This is a genomic window from Collinsella aerofaciens, from assembly GCF_015553355.1.
GTDB lineage: Bacteria > Actinomycetota > Coriobacteriia > Coriobacteriales > Coriobacteriaceae > Collinsella > Collinsella aerofaciens_V.
Genome location: NZ_JADNGN010000002.1, coordinates 52833 through 76153 on the forward strand (window position 1 = coordinate 52833; position 23321 = coordinate 76153).

Consider the following 23321-nt stretch of genomic DNA (forward strand, 5'->3'; position numbering starts at 1 on the left):
AGAGATCCTCGCGCCAGAAGGGCATGCTCATGCAGCGCGGGCCGCCGCGGCCGCGGGAGAGCTCGGCGGAGGGCACGACGAGAAGGTCCAGGCCCTCCTTGTACAGCACGTCGTTGGTGACGGTGTTGCGGGCGTAGACGCAGATCTTGCCGGGCTCGACGCACAGGGTGTTGGAGCCGTCGTTCCACTGCTCGCGGGAGGCCGCGATCGGGTCGCCGCCGCCGCAGGGGATCAGCTTGACCTGGTCGACGCCGGTGGCGTCCTCCAGGACGTGCTCGAGGGTGTCCTCGATCAGGCGGATGTTCACGTCGCCCGGGTTCTTGCCGGCGGTCAGCTCGTAGACGCGCAGGGTGCCCATGATGGCGGGGTGGATCGTGAACTTATCGACGTCGATCTGGGTGAAGACCGTGTCGAGGTGCATGAAGGCGCGCGAGACCGGGATATCGAAGGCCAGGATGCGCTCGACCTTGGAGTCGGAGTTCCAGAAGATGTTCTGGGCCATGACGTCGATCGCGGCGGCCTGGGTGCGCTGGGAGATGCCGACGGCGAGGGTCTTCTCGTTGATGTTCAGCACGTCGCCGCCCTCGGTGTGGAACTGGCAGTCGCGGCGGAAGTACAGCGAGACGTCCTTGTAGTCGGGGTGGTACTTGAAGACGTACTTGCCGTACAGGGTCTCGCGGTTGCGGGTGACCGAGTACATGCGGTTGAGGTTGACGCCCTCGCCGACGACCGCGAACGGGTCGCGGGTGAAGTAGAGGTTGGGCATCGGGTCGATGATCAGGTCGGACTCGGACTCGGAGTTGACCAGGGAGTCGAGGGTCGTGGACGCCGTGAGGGGCATGTCGATCTCGGACTTGGTCATGCCGGCCATGGTCTTCTTGACGAACTCGAGGTTGTCCTCGATGGAGTCCAGCTTCTCGCGGACGATCTGCGGCATGTGCTGGCCGCGGATGCCGGCCTCGGCGATGTACTGGTCGGTGAACTCGGCGCGGGCGCCGGGGACCTGGTCGAACACCTCGGCGACGAGGTTCTCGAGATAGAGGACCTCCACGCCCTGGTCCCTCAGGATCTGGGCGAAGGTGTCGTGCTCCTGCTGCGCGACCTCCAGGAACGGGACGTCGTCGAACAGGAGTCGCTCGAGCTCGTCGGGCGGCAGGTTGAGGAGCTCGTCGCCGGGACGGTGCAGGCAGACCTTCCTGAGCTTGCCGATCTCGGAAGGCACGTGCAGACCTTTCGTCATGGCCTCCTACCTTTCTTTCGGGCCCTTGTCAGGGCCGATTCGTTAGCGCCCCTCCGTGTGAGGCGTTATTGCTGACGACATATTTATATCCAAAATCAGCTCATACTTCCACCTTGCCCCCGAACGGTTTTTTATAGGGGGTGAACGGCATACACATATACTTCACGCATGGCACACTTCATCTTAATAAAGCGTATTTACGTGCTTAAACGCGTTTTCAATCCTAAAATCAAATGGAACTTAACTTTGTTAAACCATCCTCAAATTGCATATTTCCACTAAAGCTATGAATAGAATTAGCGGTTCATACCGCGTCTCAACCATTTTCATTTTTATTCAGAAAAAAGTTTGTCCTATTCATTTCTGGTAAATAAATTACCGTTTACCAGACGCTTGATACCGTTCACCGGAAACTCAGTATAAGGCCCAGCGGATACCGGCTCGCTTTACGGCCCCATTTGTAACAACTTGACTTCTCGGTACAGAAAAACGGACCCGCTTCACTAGGGAAACGGGTCCGTTTTCGATTATCTTCGGCCAATTTAGATAACGCCCTCGAAGATCATCGGAATCCTAGCGATCGAACTCCGCCAGCGCCTCGCCCAAAAGCCTCAGGCCCTCGCGCAGAACGTCCTCGCTCGCGCAGTAGCCCAGGCGTGCGCCACAGGGAAGCTCAAAGCGGCTGCCGGGTACCAGCAGCACTCCCCTCTCGGACAGCAGGCGCTCGCAGAACTCCTCGTCGTCCTCGGGAATATCCAGCTGGATAAACGAGGTGGACACGCCCTGCGGGGCCGTCCAGGAAACGCGATGCTGCGTATCGATCCAAGCCTGCGCGATATCGCGGTTGCCAAACACGATCTTGCGATTGCGCTCGAGAATCTTATCCTTGTGCTCAAGCACATAGGTCGCTAGGGCATCGTTGAACACGCCGCCGCAGATCATGGTGTAATCGCGATAGGTACGGATGCGGTTGGACACCTCTTCGTCGGCCAGGACCCAGCCCACGCGGGCCGCAGGCGTCGAATAGGTCTTCGACAACGAGTTGGTGACAATGGCCCTCTCGTACACGTCGACCATCGACATAAAGGACTCAGTGCTTTCGAGCGGCAGATACACCTCGTCGCACAGCACGTAGGCGCCCACCGAACGGGCGATCTCGGCAATCTGGCCGAGCATATCGGCATCGAGCACCGTACCGATGGGGTTCGATGCGTTGTTTATGCAGATAAGCTTGGTGTTGGGGCGCACCAAGCGCTTGAGTTCCTCGATATCGGGCTTCCAGCCGAGTTCCTCGCGAAGCTCCCAATACTCGACCTCGGCGCCCAGCGTGCGCGGAATCTCGTAGAGCGGCGCGTAGGTGGGCCACTCGGCGATAACATGGTCGCCGGGCTCGACCACAGCCATGATGGCGTTGAGGTTAGCGCCCGTGCAGCCATTGGTCTGCAGAATGTGATCGGGATTGACCTCGCGACGATACAGCTTGGCAACCTCGGCCTTAAACTCCGGCGAGCCCTCGATCCAGCCGTAGTTCATCTTCTCGCGGTCCAGGCGCTCGTAGAACGTGGCGCCGTCCTGTTCATCGAGCGCGCGCAGCTCGCCCATGGTGAGCGACGAGATCGTCGACTGGGCGATGTCCCACGTGGCGCTCTTCTCCCAAACGTTGAGCCATTCCTCAACGCCAATCGTCTTGATGTCCATGGCCAAGCTCCTTACAAAAGCAGTCATCCAATCGTGTTGACGTTCCTCATACAAGATTGGGGCGGTGCGAAAACCCGCACCGCCCCAATGGGAGACATCTAATGGCAGCTAGATGTATGTATTATGACCTGTACGGGTCCTTGAAGACCTTAGAGGTCCTCGCGCCAGAAGGGCATGCTCATGCAGCGCGGGCCGCCGCGGCCGCGGGAGAGCTCGGCGGAGGGCACGACGAGAAGGTCCAGGCCCTCCTTGTACAGCACGTCGTTGGTGACGGTGTTGCGGGCGTAGACGCAGATCTTGCCGGGCTCGACGCACAGGGTGTTGGAGCCGTCGTTCCACTGCTCGCGGGAGGCCGCGATCGGGTCGCCGCCGCCGCAGGGGATCAGCTTGACCTGGTCGACGCCGGTGGCGTCCTCCAGGACGTGCTCGAGGGTGTCCTCGATCAGGCGGATGTTCACGTCGCCCGGGTTCTTGCCGGCGGTCAGCTCGTAGACGCGCAGGGTGCCCATGATGGCGGGGTGGATCGTGAACTTATCGACGTCGATCTGGGTGAAGACCGTGTCGAGGTGCATGAAGGCGCGCGAGACCGGGATATCGAAGGCCAGGATGCGCTCGACCTTGGAGTCGGAGTTCCAGAAGATGTTCTGGGCCATGACGTCGATCGCGGCGGCCTGGGTGCGCTGGGAGATGCCGACGGCGAGGGTCTTCTCGTTGATGTTCAGCACGTCGCCGCCCTCGGTGTGGAACTGGCAGTCGCGGCGGAAGTACAGCGAGACGTCCTTGTAGTCGGGGTGGTACTTGAAGACGTACTTGCCGTACAGGGTCTCGCGGTTGCGGGTGACCGAGTACATGCGGTTGAGGTTGACGCCCTCGCCGACGACCGCGAACGGGTCGCGGGTGAAGTAGAGGTTGGGCATCGGGTCGATGATCAGGTCGGACTCGGACTCGGAGTTGACCAGGGAGTCGAGGGTCGTGGACGCCGTGAGGGGCATGTCGATCTCGGACTTGGTCATGCCGGCCATGGTCTTCTTGACGAACTCGAGGTTGTCCTCGATGGAGTCCAGCTTCTCGCGGACGATCTGCGGCATGTGCTGGCCGCGGATGCCGGCCTCGGCGATGTACTGGTCGGTGAACTCGGCGCGGGCGCCGGGGACCTGGTCGAACACCTCGGCGACGAGGTTCTCGAGATAGAGGACCTCCACGCCCTGGTCCCTCAGGATCTGGGCGAAGGTGTCGTGCTCCTGCTGCGCGACCTCCAGGAACGGGACGTCGTCGAACAGGAGTCGCTCGAGCTCGTCGGGCGGCAGGTTGAGGAGCTCGTCGCCGGGACGGTGCAGGCAGACCTTCCTGAGCTTGCCGATCTCGGAAGGCACGTGCAGACCTTTCGTCATGGCCTCCTACCTTTCTTTCGGGCCTTTCGGCCGAATCTCTCAGCGCCCTTCCATAGCGGACGCTGCTTGCTGACAGCTCTAGTTATATCCAAATTCCACCCGCAATTCCACCTCGCCCCCGAACGGTCAACAAAGTGCGATGAACGGTATATCGCATGAGATTCCCCCATAATGTACTTCGGCGTTCTAAAGTAACTTTTCTAAGGTAAACGCTCTTTTTTCCTAAAAACTATTTGCAATTGCATCTCTAAACTTTTGATTCAGAATTGCATAGCTAAATCGGTTTTATGTATATAAATGATGTTTGTTTACGTTTCCGCCTGCATTCAATGATATTCAGCTATCCATCATTCTTATTCACACTTACGTACCAGTTGAGTGAGGATATAGACCGCTTGCAGACGAGCAGGGCGTCAGTCCTATGACTTGTCAGCGTAAGAAGTAGGTAAAGATACCGTTCGCACAATACGTCCGTGCCACAAGTCGACTAAATTGAGACAATAGTGAATAGGGTTAGGCTACCGTCCCCTGCGGGGACTGAACGGACAGATGCATATGCCGAGCAAAATCGAAAAAAAGCAAGCCGCCGCAAAGCTGCGCAAACCGCCTCGCGACTTCTCGTACACGCAGAACCGAGAGCTCAGCTGGCTACGCTTTGACAACCGTGTGCTTGACGAAGCCTTCGATGAGACCGTTCCGCTGTTCGAGCGTCTAAAGTTCGTATCGATTTTCGAGTCTAACCTCGACGAGTTTCTCATGGTGCGCGTGGGCGGCCTGTCCGATCTGGCAGAGCTCAAAAAGCAACCTGTCGACAACAAGAGCAATATGACCGCCTCCGAACAGGTCGATGCTGTCATGGCCGAAATGCCCGGGCTCCTTACCCGTTGGGAGTCCATCTTTAAGAGCATCGAGGGCAAGCTCGACACCTTGGGCGTTCACCGCGCCCGCATCGATTCGCTTACGCCCGAGGAGCGCACCTTTGTAACCCGCTACTTCCAGGCCTACGTGTCGCCGGTCATCTCGCCGCTGGTCATCGATCCTCGCCACCCCTTCCCCAACCTACGCAATGGCGCGCTCTATCTGGCCTGTGGTCTGGACGGCGCCACCGACGAGGAGAGCCTGCTGGGCCTTATCGAGATTCCCGCCTCGATGAACCGCGTGGTCGAGATCCCCTCGCCCACCGGCACTTACTCCTACATCTTGCTCGAGGACGTCATCCTCGCCTGCCTGGACAGCTGCTTTGGCTCCTATAAGCCGCTGGATCGTGCGCTGATCCGCGTCACCCGCAACGCCGACATCGATCCGGACGGCGAGGGCGTCGAAGAGGAAGAGGACTACCGCCAGCACATGAAGCGCATCCTCAAGAAGCGCCTGCGTCTGCAGCCGGTAGTGCTCGCGGTCTCGGGGTCGCTCGAGAAGGCAACGCTCAAGACCATCCGCAAGGCGCTCGAGCTTTCGCGCCGCTCTGTCTTTACCTGCGATATCCCGCTCGACCTGGGCTACGTCTTTGGCATTGAGGGCAAGATTCCCGAGCACCTGCGCAACGAGCTGCTCTTTACGCCGTTTAGGCCGCAGCCCAATCCCACCATCGACATGACCCGCTCCATCCGCGAGCAGGTGCTGCAGCACGACAAGCTGCTCTTTTATCCCTACGAGGCCATGAACCCCTTCCTGGATCTGGTGCACGAGGCCGCCTACGACCCCGAGTGCATCTCGCTGCGCATCACGCTCTACCGCGTGGCCAAGCAGAGCCGCCTGTGCGAGTCGCTGATCGATGCTGCCGAGAACGGCAAAGAGGTCACGGTGCTCATGGAACTTCGTGCCCGCTTTGACGAGCAGAACAACATCGAGTGGGCCGAGCGCCTGGAAGAGGCCGGCTGCACCGTCATCTATGGTTCCGAGGGCTTTAAATGCCACTCAAAGATCTGCCAGCTCACCTATCGCGAGGGCATGGCGCTAACGCGCCTCACGCTTTTGGGCACCGGCAACTTTAACGAGAAGACGGCCAAACTCTACAGCGACTTTATGCTCATGACAGCCCATCCCGGCATCGGCGAGGACGCCAACCTGTTCTTCCGCAATCTGTCGCTGGGCAACCTGCGCGGCGACTACCGCTTCCTGGGTGTGGCGCCCGTCGGACTGAAACCGCTCATCATGCGCGGGCTTGACCGCGAGATCCAGCGCGCCCTTGCCGGCGAGCCCGCCCGCGTGTTCTTTAAGCTCAACTCGCTGACCGACCGCGAGGTTATCGACAAGATCGCCGAGGCATCGTGTGCCGGCGTGCGCGTAGACATGATCATCCGCGGCATCTCGTGCCTCAAGCCCGGTGTTCCGGGCAAGACCGAGAACGTACATGTCCGCTCCATCGTCGGACGCTTTTTGGAGCACGCCCGTGTTTACGCTTTTGGCGTGGACTCGGACATGATTTACCTGAGCTCGGCAGACATGATGACACGTAACACCGAGCACCGCGTGGAGATCGCCTTCCCTGTGCTCGACCCCACCTGCCGCGCCCTGGTACACGAGTACATGGGCATGCAGCTGCGGGACAACGTGAAGGCCCGCAGCCTCACGAGCGACGGCACCTGGGTCCCCGTGGAGCGTGCAGAGGGTGAGAAACCCTTCAACTCGCAGGAGGCTCTGCTGGAGCGCGCCTATCGCAACGCCGAGGCCGCGCCCGAGCCCGTCATTGAGGCGGAACCTGCCCCCGAGGCCGAGCCGCAGCCAGTAGCACCCAAGGTCCAAGAGGTCCAGGCGACCGTCATTGAGCCCGAGCCTGCACCTGCACCTCAGCCCGATCCGCAGGTCACCAAGCCCGCACCCGAGACGAGCGCCCGTCGCGATAAGCCCGCCGGCAAGACCAAGGCCATCGAGCGCCATCGCCCCGGCCGCGTGCGCATGGGCCTGGGTCTAATCGGCCTGGGTCTTAAGACGCTCATTACCGGCAAGACGAAATAGTCGTTTGTAGAAGCAGTTTGTAGAAGCGCCCCGCATTTGAGGAAAGCCTCGGATGCGGGGCGCTTTTCCCTGCTACCATGGTGCGAACAACAACGCGAATGACAGGCAGGAATATGAAGCTCACTATAGAATCGATGACCTACGGCGCCGACGGGCTGGCACACGCCGACAACGGCAAGGCCGTCTTTGTGCAGGGCGCCGTGGCAGGCGACACCGTCGAGGCCGAGGTCGTACAGGACGGCAAGTCGTTCATGCGTGGCCGCACCACCGAGATTCTGGAGCCAAGCCCCGATCGCATTCAGCCTCCCTGCCCCTTCGTGGGCATCTGCGGCGGCTGCTCGTGGGGCAATCTCTCACGCACGGCACAGCTCGCCGCCAAGGAGCAAAACCTGCGCTCCACGCTCGAGCGCATCGGCAAGTTCGCTCCTGAGCAGGTCGATGAGTTGGTACAGCCCATCTGCCACACCAAGGACGACTGGGGCTACCGCAATAAAATCGAGCTCGAACCGACCGTCGTCAACGGTCGCGTGCGCCTTGGCATGCACGGTGTCGATCCTCGCAAGATCGTGACCGTCGATTCGTGCCCGTTGTTCGACAAACGCTTCCCCAAGGCACTCAAATCGGTCGTCGGCGCGCTCAATTATCTGAGCGGCAGCCACGACCTGGGCCTTGAGCGCGTGGGCATTCGCGCCTCGCGTCGCACCAAGGCACTCGAGGTGGCGCTCTGGACGCCTACGGGCTCTTTCCCGCGCTCGCAAGTCTCGCGCGTGTTGGCAGACGCCGTGCACCCCACAAGTGTCGTGCGCGTGATGAGCAAGGGCGAAAAGAAGGCCCGCCGTGTCTCCAAGGTCGAAATGCTCGCCGGAGAGGGCTCATGGACCGAGAATATCGCCGAGGGTCAGATGCGCTTGTCTGCCCCGTCTTTTTTCCAGGTCAACACCAAGGGTGCCGAGATTTTGATCGAGCTTGTCATGGAAGCGCTCGACCCGCAGGAAGACGAGCTTGCCGTGGACCTGTACTGCGGTGCCGGCACCTTTACCCTGCCGCTCGCCCGCCGCTGCGACTTTGTCGCCGCCGTCGAGGCCTACGGCCCCGCCGTGCGCGACCTGCGCCGTAACCTGGAGATCAACAAGCTTGATAACGTCGACGTCATTGGCGGAGACGCGGTACGCGAGTTCCCCGACCAGGATGCCGACGTCTTGGTGGTCGACCCGCCGCGCGCAGGCCTCGCCCCCGAGGCGATCGACCTTATCGCCAGCACGAGTGCCCGCGACGTCGCCTACGTGAGCTGCGACCCGGCCACCCTGGCGCGAGATCTCAAACGCTTTGTCGAGGAAGGCACCTTCTCCCCCGTAAAAATCACGCCAGTCGACCTGTTCCCACAAACCTTCCACTGCGAAACCGTCGTCCACCTCAAGCGCAACTAGACTGTTTGCCCAAGACCACGCCCGATGATTTTTCTGGGACGGGGATTAAATAATCAATTTGCACCGAATGATTATTTAATCCCCGTCCCTTTTTAAACATTGGGAAATCGAGCGTGGCAAGCGGAGGTCTTCGGGGTATAAGACGGCTAATTGTATGCCGTCTATGAAAGGAACCCTCATGCCCAGCGTTGCCGTTCTCGCCGCCGATGGCTTTGAAACTATTGAATGCTTGACCATGGTCGATGTCATGCGTCGCGGCGGCGTGCGCGCCACGCTCGTCTCGATCATGCCCACGCGTGAGGTCGTAAGCTCGCTGCAGATCCCCGTGACCTGCGATGCGCTCTTTGATGAGATCGACTTTGACGAGTACGACTGCGTCGTGCTGCCCGGCGGCCTGCCCGGTGCCACCAACCTGCGCGCCGATCAGCGCGTCTGCGACGTGGTCTGCGAGTTCGCCGCGACCAAGTACGTCGCCGCCATCTGCGCCGCCCCGTTTATCCTGGGCGAGCTCGACCTGCTCGAGGGACGCCATGCCACGTGCTTCCCTGGCTTTGAGAAAAGCTTCCCCGAAGGCGCCTATACCGGCGAGAAGGTTACGCAAGACGGCAACATCATCACCGCCAGCGGCATGGCCCAGTCGCTCCCCTTTGCGCTTGAGCTGCTGCGCACGCTCGCCGGCGACAAGGCCGTCGAGAAGGTCGCCGAGGGCATCCAACTATGATTTTGGCTTCGCAATCGCCGCGCCGCATCGAGTTGATGCGCGAGGCAGGCTACAACATTCGCGTGATTCCCGCGGATATCGACGAAACGCCCTTTGATGGCGAGGCCCCGCTCACGCTTGTCGAGCGCTTGGCACGCGCCAAGGCGGCTGCCGTTGCTGCCGAGTATGCCGAACCCAATGAGCTGACGGTCGCGGCCGACACCATCGTCACCTTTGACGGCAAGATTCTGGGCAAGCCAGCAACCGAGGACGAGGCGCGCACCATGCTCCGTGAGCTTTCGGGCCGCACGCACCAGGTCGCAACCGGCGTCTGCATCGTTAAGGCAGGCGATACGGCCGCCCCGCATGCCGCCGAGAGCCTGTCCTTTGTCGATGTGACCAACGTGACGTTCTACGAGCTCACCGACGAGCAGATCGAGCACTACGTTGCCTCGGGTGAGCCCATGGATAAGGCAGGCGCCTACGGCATCCAGGGCACAGGCGGCCGCATGCTCGTGAACGATATTTCGGGCGACTTCTATAACGTGGTGGGCCTACCCATCGCCCGCGTCGCACGTGCCATTCAAAAACTCTCGTAATTGCATCTGGCGCCGGGTGTCCCCCAGCGCCTACAATTTTGGCGTACCGTACGGATCCCGACCGGGCACAAGGCGCGGCGGAAAACCGATAGGAGTTAAACATGGATACACTGCTCGAGGCCATTGACGTCTGCGATGTCGATGGCTTTTGCTATGGCAACTATACGGACGAGGAGGCCGGCACCGGTTGCACCGTAATCGTGGCACCCGAGGGCGCCACCGGCGGTGTTGACGTTCGCGGCGGTGCTCCCGCTTCGCGCGAAACCGACCTGCTGCGACCTGAGAACACCGTCGACAAGGTCCACGCCGTCTGCCTTTCGGGCGGATCGGCCTTTGGCCTCGAGGCTGCAAGCGGCGTCGCTCGCGAGCTTGAGAGCCGCGGCATCGGCCTTCCTGTCGGCCCCACGCAGGTGCCTATCGTGTGCTCGAGCTGTATCTTCGACCTCGCCTTTGGTAACCCCACCGTTCGCCCCGACATTGAGGCCGGCATCGCCGCCGTGCGCGAAGCACTCGACAACACCCCCACCAAGCTCGAACAGGGCAACGTAGGCGCCGGCACGGGCGCTACCGTGGGTAAGCTCATGGGCCCCGCTACCTGCATGAAGGCCGGCCTTGGCGCTGCCGCCGTGGCGCTCGGCCCCATCAAGGTGGGCGCCGTGGTCTCGGTCAACGCCTGCGGCAACGTTGTCGACCCCTTCACCGGCGAGTGGGTTGCCGGTATGCGCGCCGCAGCCGATAGCGACCAGATCGTCGACATGGAACTCGCAGCCTTTGCCGCCGCCGGATCCATGCAGATGCCGCTCGACCGCACCAACACCACCATCAGCTGCATCGTCACCAACGTGGAACTCACTAAGGCACAAGCCACCAAGGTCTCCCAGATGGCCGCAGACGCCTACGCACACGCCATCCGTCCCACGCACACCACCAACGACGGCGACACTATCTACACCCTCGCCAGCGGCAAACTGGGCGCCCAGGCAAGCGCCACCGTTCCCCTAGACCTGCTGGGCATGCTCGCAGTAAGGGCCCTGGAAACTGCCATCGTAAACGGAGCCAAAACCGCCAAAACCTCCCACGGCATCCCCGGTGCCGCAAAGTAAACTAGCTCGTCCGGTTGCCCGGTGGGCCTTGGTTATGTTTGCTGCTCTACAGTCCTGGCTCGCACGAAGAGCACATTAAGTGCTCTTCGGCTCGTGCGGAACTCGCGACAAACATAACCAAGCCCCACCGGGCAACCTACCAACCAGATTCTTTTCAGCCCAGGCCCCTGTGTACCGCGCGTCGAAGATCTTCAAATTCACCTATCTGACAATCGATTTATAGCAGAGGCCCCTTGGCCTTTAGTTTGATACAAGTTCCACACGAACCGGAAAGCACTTAATGTGCTTTCCGTGCGAGCAGAACTGTTCGCAGTAGCAAACTAAAGGCCAAGGGGCCCAGTCAACCTATCAGCAGCGATTACTCAGCAGCTAGTTGAATTTGAAGATCTTTGAGGCAAGACGGTATAGGCCGAGTGTGGTCTTGTCTCCGGCCCGTCCGCGCAGATTGGTGAAGAACCCGACCACGCCGTAGCGGGCACGACGATACATGCGCTCGTCGTAGGCCTTCAAATCATTCCACAGCGTCTTTAGGCGCTCGTCGGCGCAATCTTCCTCAGAAAGCTTGGTGAGAACCGAGCAGATCGCCATCATCATGGTGAAGTAGCCCATCATGTACGAACGCAGGCGCGACGACTCGACATCGCTGTACAGGTGGTACGACTCCATCATGATACGCGTAACACGGAACTGCTGGTCCAGACGCTTGACCATCGTGGCCTCGTTGACACTCTGGCCCTCGCGACCGATAAAGTAGCGATAGAGGTCGATGTCGGCGTAGTACATGGTCTTGCAACGCGGCAACGGCACATAGGCGTAGATGTTGTCCACATAGAACGTGTGCGGCGGCATGGGAAGGTTGGACTCGCGCAGCACATCCGTGCGATAGCACAGGCTGTGCATGAGTAGGTTCTGGTCCAGGCGGAAATGACCGATCTGATCCCAGGAAAAGATCTTTTTGCGCGGCAGGGCAAATTTGTAGCCAATAGCGGTATGCGTGCCCTCGTAAACCTTCTCGTACACGTAGTTCGAGATAAACAGGTCAACGCGCTGATCGCGCTCTTCAAAGCCACGCAGAATCGACAGCATAGTCGAAAGAGCCGCAGCGTCGAGCCAGTCGTCCGAGTCGACGACCTTGTAGTAAGTGCCCTGTGCCTCGCGCAGACCCGAAAGGACGGCAATACCGTGGCCGCCGTTCTCCTGGTGTACCGCGCGAATGATACCGGGATAACGCGCCTCCCACTCGTCGGCCTTGGCGGCCGTCTCGTCCTTGGAGCCGTCGTCCACCACGATAATCTCGATATCGGTGGCGTAATTGCTCCCCTCCAAGATGGAGGTGATGCAATGGTCCATGTCCTTGGCGGCGTTATACGAGGGAATACCGAATGTTATGACTTTATGCATGGCAGGCGATAATCTCATCCGAAAGATCGAGGGCGGAATTGGTCACGGCGTCCATATCGTAGTAACGATACTCGGCCAGACGACCCACCGGGTGGAAGTTCGTCAGGTTCTGGACGCGCTCAAGATAGCGCTCATAGAGCTCACGGTTCTCGGGCTCAAGAATGGCGTAGTACGGCGTCTCGCCCGAGCCGGGCGTATAGGCCTTGGAGTACTCCTTCATGATGGTGGTCTTGCCGGGCAGGACCTGACCGGTCATGTTCTTGAACTCGGTAATACGCGTATAGTCCTCGCTCGTGGTGTAGTTGACGGTGCCCACGGGCTGGAACTGATCCATATCGAGCGTCTCGAACTTCATATCGAGCGTGCGGTACGGCAGCGCGCCCAGGTCGAGGTTGAACAGCTCGTCGAGTGGACCGGTGTAGACGATCTCGCCGCCATAGACCTTGCCGTCGATCTTGACGGTAGTCTCGTCGATCTCAAAGAGATCGCGGGCGTCCACGTCGCAGAACACGTCGATTAGGTCGTGGTCGAGCATGTGCTCAAAGAGCGCCGTGTAGCCCTCCTGCGGCATGCCCTGGAAGGGAGCTTGCGGGAAGTAGCGGTCATCATCACCCACAAAGACGGGAACGCGGCCGGTGATCGAGGGGTCGATCTGATCGGGCGTCTGGCCCCACTGCTTCATGGTGTAATGCAAAAAGACGTTCTCGTAGACATAATCGGCGACCTCGGCCAAGTCGGGGTCGTTCTTCTTACGAAGCTCCATAATGGGCACCTTGACATCCTTGCCAAAGGTCTCCACGAGCTTCTGATACAGCTCCTCGCCGCGCTCGTCACCAAAGGCGAGCTTGAGACTCGCATGGTTGAAGGGCACGGGCATAAGGGTACCGTTGATGTTGGCGAGCACCTTGTGCTGATAATCCGTCCACTTGGTAAAGCGCGACAGGAAATTGTGCACGCGCTCGTTAAAAGTGTGATAGATATGCGGACCGTACTCGTGGATCAGGATTCCGGCCTCGTCAGTGCAGTCATAGGCATTGCCCGCAATGTGGCTACGGCGCTCCAAAACGGCAACACGATAGCCGATGGTCTCGGCAAGACGGCGGGCACAAACGGCACCGGCATATCCGGCACCGACGACAATCATGTCGTACGCGCCGGCGTTAAAGCCTTCAGGCAGGCCTGAGGTAATCTGCATCGATACTCCTTGTCAAAAGCCACGGGCTCGTTAGCTGGGCTTTTCTCGAACATTCTTCGAGACATATTTATCAGAGCGATTATAGCGCTAATGCGTCCTATAATGAGCTTGCCACACAAGGAAAGCTCAAGCACAGCGGCGAACATAATTGAAAGGTAGACCCGCTAGCAGCGGGTTTATTCGTGAACAGCCGGGCGCCTGGAGCTTAGCGAAACGCTTGTAAGGAGTAACATGAGTGATTTCCTAAACCGTATGAAGTCTGCCGCCAAGGCCGACCTTAAGACGATCGTCCTGCCCGAGGGCGAGGATCCGCGCACTATCGTCGCGGCCACCAAAATCATCGAGGAGGGCCTGGCAAAGATCGTCATCCTGGGCAACCCCGACGAGATCAACGTTCCCGGCGCTACCGTTATCGACCCACGCAATGCCGAGAAGCACGAGGAGTACGCACAGAAGTTTGCCGAGCTCCGCGCCAAGAAGGGCGTTACCATCGAGCAGGCTCGCGCCCAGGTGATGGACGCCACCTACTTTGGCACCATGATGGTCAAGATGGGCGATGCCGACGGCCTGGTCTCCGGCGCCTGCCACTCCACCGCCGACACCCTGCGCCCCGCGCTGCAGATCCTCAAAACCGCCCCGGGCACCAAGCTGGTCTCGGCCTTCTTCGTGATGTGCACCGACACCCCGCAGTTCGGCACCGACGGCACGCTGATCTTCGCCGACTGTGGTCTCAATATCAACCCGTCCTCCGACGAACTCTCCGAGATCGCCATCGCCTCCGCTCACTCCTGGTCCACCTTCATGGGCAACGTTGAGCCGCACGTGGCCATGCTCTCCTACTCCACCATGGGTTCCGCCGGTGGCGAGGTCGCCAAGAAGGTCCAGGAGGCCGTGAAGTTCTGCAAGGAGAAGGCTCCCGAGCTCGCCATCGACGGTGACCTGCAGCTCGATGCTGCCATCGTCCCCACCGTCGCCCAGCTCAAGGCTCCCGGCTCCTCTGTCGCCGGCAAGGCCAACGTGCTCGTATTCCCCGACCTCGAGGCCGGCAACATCGGCTACAAGCTGGTCCAGCGCTTCGCCGGCGCCGACGCCTACGGCCCCATCCTGCAGGGCATCGCCAAGCCGGTTAACGACCTTTCGCGCGGCTGCTCTGCCGACGACATCGTGGGTGTCGTGGCCATCACCGCCGTCCAGGCTCAGATGGCTGAGTAGCGTACGCACTCGCCCGAAGGCCGTACGGGCAAACCCCTGAAAACGTCCTCGACCAATGAAGCGCCCCCGTTCTGCTCCTCCGGAGCTACGAACGGGGGCGTTTCTGGTCTGCGGATTGTTTTCAGGGGTTTGCCCGTACGGCCTTCTACCGCCACGTAGCAATCAGGGTATCTGGGGTGGACGGCGGCTTGGCTACGAGCTGGAGCTGAAAAACTGAATGGATGAGTGCCGTTGCTGGAGGGTCAAACGATGCAGATATGGTCACTTTGGGACCGAAATGTTGGCTGCGGTCTGATGTCTAGCCCGCCGGAAAGTGTGTCCCGGTTTGGAGGCGGATTGTGGGATGCAGCTTCCGCTTGGGGCCTGTTTGGGAAACCGTGGGACGGAATTATGCTTTATTGTGGGTCACACTTTCCGCAACATGCCTCAACTGGAAAGCGTATCCCAGAATTTGCGCTCGAAATGGGATGGAGTTTCCGCCGTCCGCCTGTCAGCAAAAAGGCCTCCGGAGCTGTTGCTCTGGAGGCCTTTCGTTTACTTGCAAATGCGCGCGTTAGTTGTTCTTGGTCAGACGCTCGACGTCGTGGGCGATCATGTATTCCTCGTCGGTGGGGATGACCATGACCGTGACGGCAGAACCGGCGGCGCTGATGACCTGCGGGCCGTTGCCCACGGCCTCGCGGTTCTTGTTGTTGTCGATGCGCACGCCCAGCCACTCAAAGCAGTCGCAGAAGGCCTTGCGGATCGACCAGTCGTTCTCGCCGATGCCGGCGGTAAAGGTGATGGTATCCACGCCCGCCATGGAAGCGATCATGGAGCCGGCCTGCTGCATAGCCTTATAGGCGAACATATCGAAGGCAAGCAGGCAGCGCTCATCTCCCTCGGAAGCGCGCGTGCGGATGTCGCGGGCGTCGTTGGAGATACCCGAGATAGCAAGCAGACCAGACTGCTTGTTCATCATGTCGTCGACTTCCTGATAGCTGTAGCCGCCCTCACGCTGCAGGTAGCACACGGTAGCCGGGTCGATGGAGCCGCAGCGGGTTCCCATCATCAGGCCGTCAAGCGGCGTGAGCCCCATCGTGGTGTCGCGGCACACGCCGTCCTCGATGGCGGCAAGCGAGGCGCCGTTGCCCAAATGGCACGAGAGCAGGCGGTGGCAGCGCGAACCCAGGATCTCCTTGGCCATCATCCACTCATAGCGGTGGCTCGTGCCGTGGGCGCCGTACTTGCGCACGTGGTACTTGTCGCACACGTCCTTGGGCAGCGCGTAGGTATAGGCGACCTCGGGCATGGTCATGTGAAACGAGGTATCGAAGACGGCGACGTTGGGCAGCTCCGGATACTTCTCGCGGCAATACTCGATTGCTGCGGCCTCGCCGTAGTTGTGCAGCGGAGCAAGCGGTGCCACCTCGAGAATCTTGGCCATAACCTCGTCGTCGACAACTGCGGAATCATCGAAGTGCCAGCCGCCCTGAACGATGCGATGCCCAATGCCATCAATCGTAAAGTCGGTCTTCTCGAGCTCCTCGAGCACGCGAGCGATAGCAGAGCGATGATCGGGGAAAGGGACCTCCTCGGTTTGCTTGGCGCCACCGTTCTCGGAGTGACCAAAGATGCCCATGTCCGATCCGATACGCTCGCAGTTGCCCTTGGCGAAAACCTTGCGGGTATCGGTATCCAAAAGCTGATATTTAAGGCTTGAGCTGCCGGCGTTGACAACAAGTACGTTCATGAGACTCCTTTGCAGTGCAATACGGTCGACGCAGACCCCTTAAGGCGGCCGCATTTTAATAAGAAGTTATCACAACTTAATAAATAGCTATCAGGCATATCGCCCAACGAGCATAAAAGGGGGCCGAACGGCGCTCGGTCGTCCAGCCCCTCCCCTCTTGCAATTACTTGCCGTTGACGATGCGCTCGACGTCGGAAGCGATCATGAACTCCTCGTCCGTGGGGATGACGAAAATCTTGACCTTGGAATCCTTGGCAGACAGGCACCAAGCGCCATCGCCACGCAGGGCGTTACGGGCATGGTCCATCTTGACGCCCATAAAGGCCAGACGGTCGGCAACGCCGGCGCGAACGGCCGGAGCGTGCTCACCGATGCCGGCGGTGAAGACCAGCGTGTCCATGCCACACATGGAAGTGGCCATCTCGGCAGCCTTGGCGGCAATCTTGTAGACGAACATGTCGAAGGCGAGCTGAGCCTCGGGGTCGCCAGCGGCGGCAAGCTCCTCGACGTTGCGGCAGTCGTTGGTCTTGCCACCGGTCACAGCCAAAAGGCCGGACTTCTTGTTCATCATCTCGTCGACCTCGTCGAAGGTGTAGCCGCCCTCGCGCTGCAGGTAGCACACGGTAGCCGGGTCGATGGAGCCGCAGCGGGTGCCCATCATGACGCCGTCGAGCGGGGTGAGGCCCATGGTGGTGTCCATGCACTTGCCGTCCTCGATGGCGCACAGGGAAGCGCCGGAGCCGATATGGCACACGACGACTTTGCGGGCCTCGCCGTCGGTCATCTCGGCGACCTTCTTGGAGATGTAACGGTAGCTGGTGCCATGAGCGCCATACTTACGGATGTGCAGCTTGTCGCAAACGTCCTTGGGCAGGGCGTAGGTCTTGGCGACCTCGGGCATGTTGAAGTGGAAAGCGGTGTCGTAGACCGTAACGTTGGGCAGGTCGGGATACTGCTCCAGGCAGTACTCGATAACGTTGGCCTCGGGGTTGTTGTGCAGCGGCGCCAGCGGGGCGACCTCGCGAATCTTGGCGAGAACGTCCTCGTCGACAAGGGAGGAATCGCCAAAGTACCAGCCGCCCTGAACGATACGGTGGCCAATGCCCTCAATCTTGACGCCGTTGGCCTCGAGATCCTTCAGAACGACCTCGATGGCGACCTTGTGGTCGGGGAACTCGATGTTCTCGGTCACCTTCTTGGAACCGTTGGCAGCGTGGGTGAAGGTACCGCCGGTAAAGCAGACGCGCTCGCAGGAGCCCTTTGCGGACACCTTGTGGGACTTGGTATCGATGACCTGATACTTAAGCGTCGAAGATCCTGCGTTGACGACCAGAACGTTCATGTGTCTCCCTACTAACAGGCGGTGTGGCGCCGCCAGGTTACATACGTTTCAATAATAAACCCAAACGCCCTCACGCTCGGGTTTATTGCGTTGATATATAAGTTATCGGTGCCTAAATACTCATGGCCTTTGGCTTGTAAGACGAAAGAGCGCGGGGATATACACCAGAGAAGAAATCCCGAGCGCAACAAGCAATATGACTCGAATGTCCGCGATGCTGCTCAACGCAGCATTGAACAGATAGAAAAGGATGGCACCCACCGCCACCATCTGGCTTTGAACCGAAATCAGTGAACAGCGCATCGAAGAATCGGCAGCATTTTGAAAAATCGAGTATTTGATTGGGGCAAACAACGAGTACGCAACCGTCTGCAGCACATAGAACACGGGCATCAAATTAGCCGGAGTAAGGGGAATCAAAAACAAAGCTGTCAATACTAAGCGAATGATGCCGCAAATACGCGCAAAACGGCCCTTGTCGACACGAGCAATCACACTGGGCACAATAAATCCTATGGAGGCGGAGGCAAGGAGCTGGACCGCAATGGTCGCGCCCGAAGCGACAGCATTCATTCCGCGGCCTGCAAGCAACAGTGAGAAGAAGTCTTCCAGGGCGACAAAAGCAAATGCCTGAGAACAGTCCATGATGAACGCTGACCGAAGAATGCCATTACCCGCAATAGCAGCACCGATCATCTTCGGGCTCATTCCATGCCCAGGTGTCACCGCAGCGCCCTCTCTTCTCGCCTCAGGAATACAGACAACGACAACCAATGTCAGCACCATTGTGATGATATCGACCGAAAGCCCAATGAGATACGCGCCAACGGACGAAATGAAACCGCCCACGCAAGCGGAGATGGCATAAGAGGCATAGAAAACAAATCGCTCAACGACATTAAGTCTTACGAGCTGGTCCTGAGAGACGCTGTCAATGTAAATCGCTTCTATGGATCCGCTCACACATGCAACGGCAAAACCTTTGAGAGCAAACGCGCCGATTAAAAGCAGAGGAGAACGGACGAGAAGCAGGGCGACATAGTATCCAAGCATCCCCACGACGCCAACGAGACCACTTGTCTTTCGTCCAAACCTATCGGCAATATAGCCAGTGGGAACTTCAAGGATGAACTTGCTCATTTGATATGCAATCATCATGCTAGAAATCGCTACCATCGAAAGCCCGACGAACTCAAGGTAGACGGTTAGAAAATACAAGATGGTGCTAAAGTTCGACAGGAAAACGAACATCATATAAAGCAAAATCGTACGGTTTTTCATGCCCCGCCCTCCAAGAGTCAGCAATCTAAATCGGAATCTTAGAAAAGCATGAGGGCAAAACTGTCAGCTATGTGTTGCAAGGCGTCAATAATCACTTGACGTCTCGAAGCCAATTAATCTCACGAAGCAAGATGACGCAATAGGTGCAGAAAAACCGTCTGGTGTCGATCGGTCCAGGCATTTTGTCGATAGCAAAAGTAGATGGGCAAGGCTACGTCATGCGAGCCTTCAATGGAGCACTCGCTCACTTCCAGTCCATCTGATGCGAGAGAAGAGCCAGAAAAACTCAATATCAATCCCCCGGCTTGAAGAAACTCAGTCTGCGCCCTGTTTCCGTATTCGACATCGCGAAAGCGGAAATTAACCAGCTGAGCTTCGGGACATTGATTGACTGCATTGAGACAGGGCGACAAATTAATGGGAACAGCTAACCTGCCGCCCAGTAACTCACGAACGGTCATAGCACCCACAGATTGATGACCCGCTGGGCACGAAAGAACCTTGAGCTCCTTTTCACCCAAGTATTTCGAAGAAAGGACACTGTCCCTTGGTTCCTCAAATGAGATGGCCGCATCCGAAATGCCAAGCACAAGTGATTCAAAGCATGTAGCCGTCGGCTGATGCCAAACATCAAGGTGAATCTGAGGGTGCGAGCTTTCAAACGAGTCGTACCAGTTTTCGGAAAAAAGACGCCCCCGCCCGTGAAGACAGGGGGCGTAAAGACGGAAATGGCCGTCGGGCGAAACGCCGCCGTTCCCCGATTGAGCGTACTTTTTGAGATCGTCGACTTGCGCCAGGATCACGCGTGCACGATGCGCAAATTCTCTGCCCGCCGGAGACAAAACAGCCTCCCCCGCCGATCGGTCGAGCAAAACAATCTGATACTCAGATTCCAACTTTTTTATTGCCGACGAAACGGCCTGCGGACTCACGTGAACGGCGCGAGCCGCTTTGCGCACGCCGCCATAGTTCGCTACCGCTTGAAGGTATTCGAGTTGAGAAAGCTGCATAGGTTACTCCAAAGGCAGCCAAGGCGACGGGCTGTGCGTCCTCAGATGAGGTTCTCGCCCAGGTTCTTGCCGCCGAGGACGTGCATGTGGAAGTGCATTACGGTCTGGCCAGCGTTGACGCCCTTGTTGGAGATGACGCGGAAACCGTCCTCCAAGCCCTTGACCTTGGCGACCTCCTGGATGGCGTGGGCCATGGCGCCCATGGTCTCGGCGGGCACGTTATCGGCGATGTCGCTGTAGTGCTTCTTGGGGATCACGAGCGTGTGGACCGGCGCCTGGGGATTGAGGTCGTCGAAGGCGATGACTTGGTCGTCCTCGTAAACGACGGTCGAGGGGATCTCGTGGTTGGCAATTTTGCAGAAGATGCAATCACACATGGTTGGTTCCTTTCTCGCAGACCAAGGTAATTATATTTGGTCGGGGTGGTTAGAACGAAAGGTTGTCGTCGGTGTTGGCGGCTTCGCCGTCGGCGAGCACGTCGTTGCCGTCGACGTCCTTCAGGAGCACCGAGACCTTCTGCTCGGCATCGGACAAGCGGGTACGCAGGCTCTTGAGGAGCTCGACGCCGCGGGTATAGCTCTCAAGCGACTCCTCGAGCTCCATATCGCCCGATTCCAAGCTGCGTATGATGAGCTCCAACTCCTGCGAAGCCTGCTTGTACGTAAGCTGCTCGACCGGGGTCTTCTCTGCCATATCTGTTTCCTTTCCTAAAGGTTTATCGCTATGAAACGCGGTCTACTCGACCGTATTGACCGTTGCTGCCACGTTGCCGTCTGCCATGCGCACGCGGATGGCGTCGCCGGGCTTAAAGGTCTTGGCGCTCGTAGCCACACCATCATCGCTGTATGCGATGGAATAGCCACGGGCAAGCACCTTGAGCGGCGACAGGGCATCGAGCGACGCGGCAGCTCGGCCCAGGTCGGACACTGGCTTGCTGAGCATCGTACGTCCCTGATGCTCCAGACGGGAACTCGCAAGCGTGAGCGCATGGCGCTTGCCATCGAGTCCCGAGGTGCTTGTAGCCAGACGCTCGGGCAGGCGTTCAAAGCTGGATCGGAACGCCCCGACCGAGCGCGTTATGGCACCGGACAAACGATCGGCCGTCAAGGCAAGCTCTGACTCACGACGCTCGACCATAAATGTCGGATCGTTGAGACACGGGCGGCATGCGGCCGCATCGAGCGCGTCGCCCAAGCGAGCCGTATAGGTATCCCAGGAACGACGGCCACGCTGATCGAGCATCTCCAGGTCGACCTGGGCCGACCCAATCATCGATGCCATCGCGGCACCCAGACGCTGATGGCGCGCCTCGAGCACATCGGCCAACTCCGTCATGGCCGGCGCCACCGATTCGGCCGCCGCCGTGGGCGTGGAGGCGCGGCGGTCGCTCACCATGTCGCAAATCGAGGTATCGGGCTCATGGCCAATGCCGGTCACCACGGGCACAGGGCAAGCCGCCACCGCACGGGCAAGCTCCTCGTCGTTAAAGGTCATGAGGTCCTCGAAGGAACCGCCACCACGCACCAGCAAAATACAGTCGGGCGCTGGCGTAATGGCAGCGGCGCGGTGCAAGCCTTCAATAAGCTCTGCCGGCGCACCCTCGCCCTGGACCTTTGCGCCCACGCAGACGAGCTCGACGAGCGGGTTGCGTCGGCGCAGCGTACGCTTGACGTCGTCGATTACCGCACCGGAAAGCGAGGTGACAACCGCCACGCGTGAGCAGAACACCGGGATGCGGCGTTTGCGCGCTTCGTCCATCAGGCCCTCGCGGCGTAGCTTTTCGGCCAGTTGCGCCACTTGTTGACGCAGCAGACCCTCCCCCGCCAGCGAAAACGAGCGAGCGACAAAGCTCATACGACCCGTGGGCTTATAGAGGTTGAAGCTGCCCTTAAAGCTCACCTGCATGCCGTCACGCAGATCGAAGGTACGCTTGAGATAGGCGCCCTTCCAGATGATGCAGTCGACGGCGGCCGAGTCGTCTTTAATCTGGAAGTAGCAGTGGCCGCTTCGGGCGTTGGGACCACGGAAACCCGTGACCTCGCCCAGGACACTCAGCTGCGGAATGGCATCGAGCGCACCAGCGGCGATCTCCACCGCCTGGCTCACGCTGAGCTCCTTGCGCTCCTGCTCATCCGAACCGTCAAACTCGGCGGAAACGGCATTGCCGGTTAGATTCCAGCCTGCCACGCAGCCTCCTTTCGTTATCGTGCACAAGGGCTTCGGCCCTGCGCAAATTCAAGTCCAACACATAGTACAGCGCCGCGGGGACACGAATCCCCGCGGCGCCCAGCGACCCAATTTGTTATCGGTTGGAGTTTCTGTTGTAGCGAGCCATAAGATAGAGCAGCTGAATAATCGAGGTGAGCGCAGCGGCAACATAGGTAAGCGCGGCGGCCGTCAGCACCTTCTTGGCACCGTTGACCTGCTTGGAACTCATACCCGACTGCTCAATATATGCCACGGCGCGGCGGCTGGCATCAATCTCGACCGGCAGCGTAACCAACTGGAACAACACACTAAACGAGAAGAAGATCAGCGCGAGGGTCGTGAGCCCGGCAATGTTCATAAACAGGCCCAAGAGCAACACGATGGTCCAGGTGTTCTGGGTAAAGTTGACGACCGGCACGAGGGCGGTACGTACTTTCATCATGGCATAGCCGCTTTGACACTGGACGGCATGGCCCGCCTCGTGGCAGGCGACGGCAACGCTTGCGACCGAACCGCCCGAACGGTTGGCATCCGACAGATACAGGTTGTTATCCTGCGGGTTGTAATGGTCGGTGAGCTCACCGGCAACACCCTTGATACCCACGGCATTGCAACCGTTGGCGTCAAGCATGCGGCGAGCAACCGTGGCGCCCGTGTCGCCGTCCGAGCGAACCTTGGACCAGGTCTTGTACGTCGAATTGATATAGCTCTGCGCAGCAAGGCCAAGCACCGTGCAGACAAGAACAACCAGCAGGTACAGCGGGTCGATGACAAAGCCGTATCCATAGTAATAAGGCATGCGAATTCCTCCGAGTCGAGTTACA

19 protein-coding genes are annotated in these 23321 nt (G+C 59.3%); 6 read left to right on the forward strand and 13 right to left on the reverse strand.

Annotated features, from left to right (window positions below; translation table 11 throughout):
* The 3 genes from arcA (I2D57_RS01155) to arcA (I2D57_RS01165) form a co-directional block, all read right to left on the reverse strand.
* The coding region (gene arcA / locus I2D57_RS01155) for an arginine deiminase (protein WP_006234281.1) at positions 1 to 1240 on the reverse strand (1240 nt) is incomplete at its 3' end.
* Positions 1241 to 1813: 573 nt separating this feature from the next.
* On the reverse strand, positions 1814 to 2938 hold the full coding sequence (locus I2D57_RS01160; RefSeq protein WP_195361185.1) for an aminotransferase: 1125 nt from the start codon (positions 2936 to 2938) through the stop codon (positions 1814 to 1816).
* A gap of 149 nt (positions 2939 to 3087) precedes the next feature.
* Positions 3088 to 4329: an arginine deiminase gene (gene arcA / locus I2D57_RS01165; RefSeq protein WP_006234281.1), complete on the reverse strand. Its 1242-nt coding sequence runs from the start codon at positions 4327 to 4329 to the stop codon at positions 3088 to 3090.
* A 555-nt stretch (positions 4330 to 4884) separates the two neighbouring features.
* Here arcA (I2D57_RS01165) and ppk1 point away from each other — a divergent pair.
* The 5 genes from ppk1 (at position 4885) to I2D57_RS01190 (ending at position 11116) form a co-directional block, all read left to right on the forward strand.
* Complete coding sequence (gene ppk1, locus I2D57_RS01170) at positions 4885 to 7287, forward strand: polyphosphate kinase 1 (protein WP_229055548.1); 2403 nt, start codon at positions 4885 to 4887, stop codon at positions 7285 to 7287.
* Positions 7288 to 7385: 98 nt separating this feature from the next.
* Positions 7386 to 8714 (forward strand): 23S rRNA (uracil(1939)-C(5))-methyltransferase RlmD, encoded by a 1329-nt coding sequence (gene rlmD / locus I2D57_RS01175; RefSeq protein WP_195361187.1) that lies wholly within the window; start codon positions 7386 to 7388, stop codon positions 8712 to 8714.
* 178 nt (positions 8715 to 8892) lie between these two features.
* The gene (locus I2D57_RS01180) at positions 8893 to 9435 is read left to right on the forward strand and encodes a DJ-1 family glyoxalase III (RefSeq protein WP_195361188.1); all 543 of its coding nucleotides are present in this window, start codon (positions 8893 to 8895) and stop codon (positions 9433 to 9435) included.
* A complete protein-coding gene (locus I2D57_RS01185; protein WP_195361189.1) occupies positions 9432 to 10013 on the forward strand; it encodes a Maf family protein in 582 nt (193 codons plus the stop codon). The genes I2D57_RS01180 and I2D57_RS01185 overlap by 4 nt, the downstream gene beginning before the upstream one ends.
* A gap of 101 nt (positions 10014 to 10114) precedes the next feature.
* Positions 10115 to 11116 carry a P1 family peptidase gene (locus tag I2D57_RS01190; protein ID WP_195361190.1) on the forward strand — a complete coding sequence of 334 codons (1002 nt, stop codon included), beginning with the start codon at positions 10115 to 10117 and terminating at the stop codon, positions 11114 to 11116.
* 369 nt (positions 11117 to 11485) lie between these two features.
* Here I2D57_RS01190 and I2D57_RS01195 read toward each other — a convergent pair whose 3' ends face one another.
* Positions 11486 to 12517 carry a glycosyltransferase family 2 protein gene (locus I2D57_RS01195; protein ID WP_195361191.1) on the reverse strand — a complete coding sequence of 344 codons (1032 nt, stop codon included), beginning with the start codon at positions 12515 to 12517 and terminating at the stop codon, positions 11486 to 11488.
* The gene (glf, locus tag I2D57_RS01200) at positions 12510 to 13712 is read right to left on the reverse strand and encodes a UDP-galactopyranose mutase (RefSeq protein WP_195361192.1); all 1203 of its coding nucleotides are present in this window, start codon (positions 13710 to 13712) and stop codon (positions 12510 to 12512) included. Before glf ends, I2D57_RS01195 begins: the two co-directional genes overlap by 8 nt.
* Before the next feature lie 231 nt (positions 13713 to 13943).
* On the opposite strand from glf, the gene pta reads away from it, so the two are divergent.
* Positions 13944 to 14924, forward strand: a complete 981-nt coding sequence (pta, locus tag I2D57_RS01205; RefSeq protein WP_006234296.1) for a phosphate acetyltransferase — start codon at positions 13944 to 13946, stop codon at positions 14922 to 14924.
* A gap of 553 nt (positions 14925 to 15477) precedes the next feature.
* Here the strand turns inward: pta and I2D57_RS01210 are convergent.
* The 8 genes from I2D57_RS01210 to I2D57_RS01245 form a co-directional block, all read right to left on the reverse strand.
* A complete protein-coding gene (locus tag I2D57_RS01210; protein ID WP_195361193.1) occupies positions 15478 to 16656 on the reverse strand; it encodes an acetate/propionate family kinase in 1179 nt (392 codons plus the stop codon).
* Positions 16657 to 16819: 163 nt separating this feature from the next.
* Complete coding sequence (locus I2D57_RS01215; protein WP_195361194.1) at positions 16820 to 17998, reverse strand: acetate/propionate family kinase; 1179 nt, start codon at positions 17996 to 17998, stop codon at positions 16820 to 16822.
* Between the two features lie 120 nt (positions 17999 to 18118).
* Positions 18119 to 19279 (reverse strand): MFS transporter, encoded by a 1161-nt coding sequence (locus I2D57_RS01220; RefSeq protein ID WP_195361195.1) that lies wholly within the window; start codon positions 19277 to 19279, stop codon positions 18119 to 18121.
* A gap of 119 nt (positions 19280 to 19398) precedes the next feature.
* The gene (locus I2D57_RS01225; protein ID WP_195361196.1) at positions 19399 to 20289 is read right to left on the reverse strand and encodes a LysR family transcriptional regulator; all 891 of its coding nucleotides are present in this window, start codon (positions 20287 to 20289) and stop codon (positions 19399 to 19401) included.
* A gap of 41 nt (positions 20290 to 20330) precedes the next feature.
* On the reverse strand, positions 20331 to 20666 hold the full coding sequence (locus I2D57_RS01230) for a histidine triad nucleotide-binding protein (RefSeq protein WP_022094103.1): 336 nt from the start codon (positions 20664 to 20666) through the stop codon (positions 20331 to 20333).
* 49 nt (positions 20667 to 20715) lie between these two features.
* Positions 20716 to 20982 carry an exodeoxyribonuclease VII small subunit gene (xseB, locus tag I2D57_RS01235; RefSeq protein WP_006234311.1) on the reverse strand — a complete coding sequence of 89 codons (267 nt, stop codon included), beginning with the start codon at positions 20980 to 20982 and terminating at the stop codon, positions 20716 to 20718.
* A 42-nt stretch (positions 20983 to 21024) separates the two neighbouring features.
* Positions 21025 to 22476 (reverse strand): exodeoxyribonuclease VII large subunit, encoded by a 1452-nt coding sequence (gene xseA / locus I2D57_RS01240; RefSeq protein WP_324249178.1) that lies wholly within the window; start codon positions 22474 to 22476, stop codon positions 21025 to 21027.
* Between the two features lie 115 nt (positions 22477 to 22591).
* Positions 22592 to 23296 (reverse strand): zinc metallopeptidase, encoded by a 705-nt coding sequence (locus I2D57_RS01245; RefSeq protein ID WP_195361197.1) that lies wholly within the window; start codon positions 23294 to 23296, stop codon positions 22592 to 22594.
* Between the last annotated feature and the right edge of the window lie 25 nt (positions 23297 to 23321).

Bases quoted from the DNA above. Each gene is read 5' to 3' on its own strand.
- I2D57_RS01160 (WP_195361185.1), bottom strand. From the start codon at position 2,938: ATGGACATCAAGACGATTGGCGTTGAGGAATGGCTCAACGTTTGGGAG.
- arcA (WP_006234281.1), bottom strand. From the start codon at position 4,329: ATGACGAAAGGTCTGCACGTGCCTTCCGAGATCGGCAAGCTCAGGAAG.
- ppk1 (WP_229055548.1), top strand. From the start codon at position 4,885: ATGCCGAGCAAAATCGAAAAAAAGCAAGCCGCCGCAAAGCTGCGCAAA.
- rlmD (WP_195361187.1), top strand. From the start codon at position 7,386: ATGACAGGCAGGAATATGAAGCTCACTATAGAATCGATGACCTACGGC.
- I2D57_RS01180 (WP_195361188.1), top strand. From the start codon at position 8,893: ATGCCCAGCGTTGCCGTTCTCGCCGCCGATGGCTTTGAAACTATTGAA.
- I2D57_RS01185 (WP_195361189.1), top strand. From the start codon at position 9,432: ATGATTTTGGCTTCGCAATCGCCGCGCCGCATCGAGTTGATGCGCGAG.
- I2D57_RS01190 (WP_195361190.1), top strand. From the start codon at position 10,115: ATGGATACACTGCTCGAGGCCATTGACGTCTGCGATGTCGATGGCTTT.
- I2D57_RS01195 (WP_195361191.1), bottom strand. From the start codon at position 12,517: ATGCATAAAGTCATAACATTCGGTATTCCCTCGTATAACGCCGCCAAG.
- glf (WP_195361192.1), bottom strand. From the start codon at position 13,712: ATGCAGATTACCTCAGGCCTGCCTGAAGGCTTTAACGCCGGCGCGTAC.
- pta (WP_006234296.1), top strand. From the start codon at position 13,944: ATGAGTGATTTCCTAAACCGTATGAAGTCTGCCGCCAAGGCCGACCTT.
- I2D57_RS01210 (WP_195361193.1), bottom strand. From the start codon at position 16,656: ATGAACGTACTTGTTGTCAACGCCGGCAGCTCAAGCCTTAAATATCAG.
- I2D57_RS01215 (WP_195361194.1), bottom strand. From the start codon at position 17,998: ATGAACGTTCTGGTCGTCAACGCAGGATCTTCGACGCTTAAGTATCAG.
- I2D57_RS01220 (WP_195361195.1), bottom strand. From the start codon at position 19,279: ATGAAAAACCGTACGATTTTGCTTTATATGATGTTCGTTTTCCTGTCG.
- I2D57_RS01225 (WP_195361196.1), bottom strand. From the start codon at position 20,289: ATGCAGCTTTCTCAACTCGAATACCTTCAAGCGGTAGCGAACTATGGC.
- I2D57_RS01230 (WP_022094103.1), bottom strand. From the start codon at position 20,666: ATGTGTGATTGCATCTTCTGCAAAATTGCCAACCACGAGATCCCCTCG.
- xseB (WP_006234311.1), bottom strand. From the start codon at position 20,982: ATGGCAGAGAAGACCCCGGTCGAGCAGCTTACGTACAAGCAGGCTTCG.
- I2D57_RS01245 (WP_195361197.1), bottom strand. From the start codon at position 23,296: ATGCCTTATTACTATGGATACGGCTTTGTCATCGACCCGCTGTACCTG.